This window comes from Peribacillus sp., from assembly GCF_059453735.1.
On sequence record NZ_JAZVJO010000263.1, the window covers coordinates 1 to 6,205 of the forward strand.

Below are 6,205 nucleotides of genomic sequence, written 5' to 3' on the forward strand. Positions count from 1 at the left end.
GCCTCCTCGTCGCTTACGCTCCTGCGGGGTCTCACCTGTCCCGCTGTTCCCGCAGGAGTCTTCACGCCTTCCACTTCAATCAACTGACTTTCTAAACTAAAAAAGTAAAAGGCCTATTTTTTTGAGGTGATAAGGAGTATTATCCAAAACCAACTTGAAATGGTAACACTAGACCAGCTTGTTCCCGCAGGCCTATTTGGTCCAAAAAATGCAAAAGAGGTTCGGAATGAAACCATTCCGAACCTCTTTTGTCTACAAACTGAAGCACCGCTTGTGCGATGCTCTTCAACGACTATTCGTTCCATACTTCTTTTGACACATTCACAATGAATTTCAGCTTTTCCCATTGCTGTTCTTCTGTCAGTTTATTTCCATGATGGGTTGAAGCAAATCCGCATTGCGGGCTTAAACACAATTGTTCATGTGGTACATATTGTGCCGCCTCTTTGATCCGTGATTTGATGGCGTCTTTATCTTCTAGTTCGCCATGTTTGGAAGTAACGACTCCTAAAACGACTTGAGCTCCGCCATTCGGAATATGTTTTAATGGTTCGAAATCTCCTGAACGATGATCATCATATTCCAAGAAGAATCCATCTACTTTTTCTTTGGCTAGAAGGGTCGGTGCAATAAGCTCGTAGCTGCCTCCAAAACGATAGGTAGATTGATAATTTCCACGACATAAATGAGTAGTGACCACTAAATCCTTGGGTTTACCTTCTAGCACTTCATTAATCACTCTTAGTGCTAAATCGGTTAAATATTCTCTGGAATATTTCCCGTCCTGATAGGTCACCTCTGGAGAAGAAAGCCCCGCAATATATACATCATCTAACTGTAAATACCTCACACCATGATCATAAAAAGCTTTTAATGCAGCTTTGTACGTTTTGATAATATCGTTCGCATAATCCTCAATGTCTGGATAAATTTCTTCATTACGGGTTCCGTTTGTAAATAACTGATTTGGGCTGGGAATGGTTTGTTTAGCGGCAGCACGACCGGCAACGATATCATTAAAGATAATAAAATCTTTAATAAATGGATGAGAAGGATTAAATGAAATTTTCCCTATATTTCGTAAAGAGTATTTCTCCGTTTCTACTCCCTTGAATTGAAGGCCTGTGTCTGGTATAAAGCCCTCAATTCCAGTTAAATGCTCTAAAAAGTCAAAATGCCACCACGTACGTCTAAATTCTCCATCTGTGACAACTTCTAATCCAACCTCAATCTGTTTATCAACCACTCGTTTAATTTCCTTTGTTTCGATTTCACGCAATTGTTCAAGTGTTATTTTGCCTTCTTTAAATTCTTTTCTTGCTGTCTTTAATGACTCCGGACGTAATAGACTCCCAACGTGATCTGCTTTAAAGGGTGCTTTTGTTAGTGTAATAGACATGTTGAGTTCCTTCTTTCTCTTCTAGGGTAGGATAGCAAATGATCGAACTGGGAAGCCGGAAGCTTTTTCTGGTTTCGGTACGATATTAAAAATAACTGCACCTTTTGCCGGCACCTTATCTAAGTTTGTCAGTAATTCAATTTGATAGGTATCTTGTTCAAGAACATAATATTCAGCTAATAGAGAACCGTTTTTTTGATAGTCAATACTGGCGTCAGTATCGAATGTTTCATGACCAATCGCTTTAATTTGTCTCTCTTGGAATAAGAATTCTAATGCTTCTACTGACCATCCAGGTGAATGGTTATTTCCCTGTTCATCTTTATTTTCGAATGCCTCTTGATTTGGCCAACGTTTACTCCAATCGGTCCTCAAAGCAACAAATGTACCTTCGTCAATCTTTCCATGCTCTGCTTCGAATGCCAAGATATCAACAGCACGTAAAGAAAAATCATGATTATCAGCGGATTCTTTTGACTTATCAATAACAACAAGCGGGAGGACTAATTCTTTAAGTGTTAATTCTTCTAGGAAGCGTGTGTCCCGAACAAAATGGATGGGGGCATCTATGTGTGTTCCATATTGCCCGGCAAATGAAAAATTTTGGGCGAAAAATCCATCATCATGATTGAAAAGAGTACTTATTTTTGCTTCCTCAAACGATGCAAAATGTGGTGAATCCGGTCCAAACGTATGTGTGAGGTCAATCCACTGTTTTTGTTTAATCAAGTCAAACGCCTTACTCAATTCATTCGTCATTTTACCCCTCCAGACTTTTTTAAAAAAAGGACAAAGAAAAAACCCCTATCTGAAAAAAGAAGAGGTTCTCAGCCAAAAGGCTGTCTCTTCTTATCTTCAAGCTTACGCTACTAGAATTAGCACAGTACTTACAATAAGTCTGCTGCTGAGGCTTCAAAGGGCTAGTCCCTCCACCTCTCTTGATAAGAAAGTGACTATTAAGTTAGTGAATAGGTTTACTTTACAACTGCTCACCCAAACTGTCAAGATTATTCTGAAAACAAAGTTAGTTTTTAATAGGGAATGTAATCGTAAATGTGGTTCCTTTCCCAAGCTTACTCTCTACACTAATGAATCCTCTCATCGAATGGATGAGCTGGTACGTAATCGTCAAACCAATACCTGTCCCTTTTTCTTTTGTTGTGTAAAAAGGCGTTCCTATTTTCTTTAACTGACTTTCCGTCATCCCTTTTCCTGTATCTTTAATCTCAATAAACACGAACCCAGCCGCTTTATACAACTTCACGTCCAGTAAACCACCCATATCCATTGATTCTATTCCATTTTTGATAATATTTATTAAGGCCTGTTTAACTTCTCCTCTATTTCCTTGAATGTAGAGGTTTTCCTCTAGTTCTGATTTTATATCTATATCGAGAATAGTCGAAAAAGAAGTCATGAGTTCAATCGCTTTTTTCACTTCAATAGAAAGATTTAATAGCGTTTTCTCTTCATTGTGTGGTTTTGCTAAAGATAAATAATCATTAATAATCCCTTGAGCATGATCCAATTCATCAATCGCGATGGTTATATAATTTTTCTGTGTTTTGGTACTTGCTTCATCTTCATTTAATAGCTGTAAAAATCCGCGGACAGAGGTCATTGGATTTCGAACTTCATGCGCTACAGAAGCCGCCAGCTGACTGATTACGTTTAATTTTTCGGCACGCTGAAGTTCTAAATCGATGGTTCGTTTTTGTTGAACATTCTCAATGGTATAGATAACCATTAATAAACAAATCCAGGAAATAAAAAAATAAAACAGCAAAAATGGAATTTGATTAAATTCCTTTGTCTTTAAATAAATCATAACTAATGTAAAGGTCATTATCCAGAACACAGAACTAGACACCACAATTTTATGTTTCATTTGAAGAGCGTCATATCGGTTCATATAATAGAGTAAAATCACAGTGGCTATCGAATAACAAATGAGTACATGATAAAATCCTTCTCCTCCAACAAAAAAACGAAAGACTAGTAACGTGATCAACGTCAGTAACCCTGGAGCTACTCCTCCGTATAAAAAGGCAATAATAAAAGGAACAATTCTAAAATCATATATATACCCCTCAGAAAAACGTACTGGAAAAGACATGGTTAATATAACCATAGCTAAAAGAATGAGAGTCAATTTAACATCTGGTCCTTTTTTATACGGTTTATTACGATCATTAATAAATAGTTGATAAACAAAAATAGGAAAGAGGACAATTAATATTTGAGTTAACACATAAATAGGTTCAACGGCTTTAAACATAAGGCCCCCCCCTTACTACTCACTATTCCTCGTCTGAAAATTTAAACTAAACCAATTTTAGGAATGTATAGGCATTATAGCACAAACCATCTTTTGGAATGCAGTGTTAATACTTTTTGTTTATATAGTCAGTGGATACTTCTGAATCCTTTTCATATACTGCATTATTTCGGTTACTAACAGGAGCGATCCTATGGTTGGCGGACCAATTGTACGATGAGAGTTTATTAACAATTCGATTACTGACAATCAAATTGTCGGGACTTCTAATTTCCTACGCACACAGCTCCCTTTTAACGGCACGTAGGATGAAATTTTAATCAGATTACCTTTAATACTCCTTATGCCCCATTTGCCAGAACGCTATCTATCTATGAGGATCCATGCATTGAGTCCGACATTATATCAAAGACACCCCCTTTACAACGAATATGGAAATTGGCTCGCAACCACAGATGTCAGCTATAGCCAGCATTCCGCAAATGACCAAATAAGTCAAACTACTAATGCCCTGCCTCCTGTTGGTGTATTTTTAACATCAGATATCCTTTACCTATCATTAGACTGCCCTAACCAATCCTCTCCGAAGGCTGCCGAGAAACGCTCGGCAGTCTTTTCTTTGTGACGAACTACAATAGTATTTCTTATATCGATAGGTTGCTTCCACTTTTGCACAGAAAATCGCTTGAAGTGCACAGATTTTTCCATATTATGCACAGCTTTCACCCCCAATTGCACAGTAAATTGGCTGCTTTGCACACTTTTCCCTCCGTTCTGCACAGAACCATTGCCGTGATCCGTCAGTCTTGAAACTCGCTCTATCTCTAGCACCATATCATTTTTTAAATCCGGTCAGTTTAGCCTGTTTTCCCATATTCCCTGCTAGCCTTAGTCTCTCATTTTAGAAAAAATTAGAGGATTTACTTGTTTGTCGCCTGAATTAACACTGAGAGTCATAGATTAAGGAGGAATGTTAATGAAAAGAATGTGGATTCGACTGATTGTGGTTACTTTATTCATGTCATTATATTTGTTTATTGATTCATCATCGAAAACGTCAGCTGAAGTAATTCAGCCCTATGGCAAACTAAAACCTCCAAGTGAGAGTTTTACACCTGGAGATTGGTTTCTCGGAAGTACACCACCTAATTATAATTCTAGTAAACCGCCGATTGTTTTTGTTCAAGGGAAAAACGGGTCTTCCACAAGCTGGTACGGTGAAACGGAATACCATGGTGAATGATATGTATACAAAAGCATACGAAGCAGGCTATCCAACTGTTTTTGTTCAGCTTTATGATGCTGCCGGAAATGGGTCTTCCAATCAATACAAAAACGGAAAACTACTAGCTGCCAAACTCGCTCAAATCAATGTCCACTTTGGCGGAAAAAAAGTGAATATCATCGCTCATAGTAAAGGCGGTCCAGATACACAAGTGCTCTTGTTTCTTATGGTGCGCACCAATATGTTGGACGAGTTATCACGCTTGCCTCGCCGCATCATGGTTCTAATTTAGCTGATTTGGCTTATAGCTGGTACGCTGGCTGGCTCGGTTCTCTACTAGGAGCAAATGATGAAGGTACCTATTCCTTGCAAATTGGCCAGATGGCTGAATTTCGCTCAGCGATAGACAATCATGTGAATTCTAGAAAGAACAAATACTACACCCTAACCGGCACCAACCAAGGACCAGCGTTTTCCGCTCTATCATTTGGCGGACTGTATCTCTCTTCCTATGGTGATAATGACGGGCTCGTCAATGTTTGGAGTTCAAAATTACCATACGGCACCCATCTATTTACTGATTCCAACTATGATCATGACAATATTCGTACAGGCTCCGCCGTTTTTTCAAGAATTGAATCCTATTTGCGGACTTCGTCTACTGCGGGCATTGCTAGTTTAAGTGAACAGCCTGTTGAAGAAGAAGAAAATATCTCAACGCTGCACACTCAACGTATTCACGGCGGTCCATTACAAACCAATAAATGGATTGAACAATCTATTTCCCTGAATGAAGCAACTGAACATGGTCATATCACACTCTATACATCAAGCCCAGATGTGGAAATTGAATTAATATCTCCATCAGGAGTCACTTACCCTCGTTTCCTAGTTTCGCAGGCTTCAAAAGGAGAAACCTCTTTCCTAGCTGGCGTATGTTCATACGTTAAGACAAACGAATATGGAAGCTGGTGAATGGGTTGTTCGAATGAAGACAAAAGCCAAGCAGGGTGCCTATTTACTTACTGCAAAAATCGATGATAAAGAGCCCCTTATACTTGAAATGCCCGGAAAAGTGAAACAGAAAGACGCACAATTTATCCTCAAATCACCGGTAAAAGGAAGCCCAAGCACCCCATTAACATTTGATGTTCACCTTACTAACGAACAAGGAGTTGAAGTAAAAAATCCCGCTGCCATTAATAAAGTAAATACAGAAACTTATTTTGGCACACTGCCGAACGTCCCAGTATCCGGTATGTATAACCTAACCATCGATGTAAAAGCTGGTCCAACGGTTACC

7 protein-coding genes, 1 pseudogene and 1 riboswitch are annotated in these 6,205 nt (G+C 38.8%); of the genes and pseudogenes, 4 read left to right on the top strand and 4 right to left on the bottom strand.

Annotated elements, in window-relative coordinates; genetic code table 11:
- Window positions 1–292 precede the first annotated feature (292 nt).
- The 4 genes from AC52RT_RS08275 to AC52RT_RS08290 form a co-directional block, all read right to left on the bottom strand.
- Complete coding sequence (locus tag AC52RT_RS08275; RefSeq protein WP_495540303.1) at window positions 293–1,399, bottom strand: 5-methyltetrahydropteroyltriglutamate--homocysteine S-methyltransferase; 1,107 nt, start codon at window positions 1,397–1,399, stop codon at window positions 293–295.
- Window positions 1,400–1,420: 21 nt separating this feature from the next.
- Window positions 1,421–2,158, bottom strand: a complete 738-nt coding sequence (locus tag AC52RT_RS08280) for a cyclase family protein (RefSeq protein WP_495540304.1) — start codon at window positions 2,156–2,158, stop codon at window positions 1,421–1,423.
- An 87-nt stretch (window positions 2,159–2,245) separates the two neighbouring features.
- Window positions 2,246–2,347, bottom strand: a riboswitch (SAM riboswitch).
- Window positions 2,348–2,423: 76 nt separating this feature from the next.
- A complete protein-coding gene (locus AC52RT_RS08285; RefSeq protein WP_495540305.1) occupies window positions 2,424–3,677 on the bottom strand; it encodes an ATP-binding protein in 1,254 nt (417 codons plus the stop codon).
- Between the two features lie 549 nt (window positions 3,678–4,226).
- Window positions 4,227–4,436 (bottom strand): hypothetical protein, encoded by a 210-nt coding sequence (locus AC52RT_RS08290; protein WP_495540306.1) that lies wholly within the window; start codon window positions 4,434–4,436, stop codon window positions 4,227–4,229.
- 217 nt (window positions 4,437–4,653) lie between these two features.
- Between AC52RT_RS08290 and AC52RT_RS08295 the strand changes: the two genes are divergently transcribed.
- The 4 genes and pseudogenes from AC52RT_RS08295 to AC52RT_RS08310 all read left to right on the top strand — a co-directional run.
- Window positions 4,654–4,920 (top strand): hypothetical protein, encoded by a 267-nt coding sequence (locus tag AC52RT_RS08295; protein ID WP_495540307.1) that lies wholly within the window; start codon window positions 4,654–4,656, stop codon window positions 4,918–4,920.
- The gene (locus tag AC52RT_RS08300; RefSeq protein ID WP_495540308.1) at window positions 4,895–5,194 is read left to right on the top strand and encodes an esterase/lipase family protein; all 300 of its coding nucleotides are present in this window, start codon (window positions 4,895–4,897) and stop codon (window positions 5,192–5,194) included. The genes AC52RT_RS08295 and AC52RT_RS08300 overlap by 26 nt, the downstream gene beginning before the upstream one ends.
- Window positions 5,195–5,199: 5 nt before the next feature.
- Entirely contained in the window at window positions 5,200–5,877 is a 678-nt protein-coding gene (locus AC52RT_RS08305) for a hypothetical protein (RefSeq protein WP_495540309.1), read from the top strand.
- Window positions 5,864–6,205, top strand: a pseudogene (locus AC52RT_RS08310) (hypothetical protein); the annotation flags it as partial. The gene AC52RT_RS08305 and the pseudogene AC52RT_RS08310, both read left to right, overlap by 14 nt.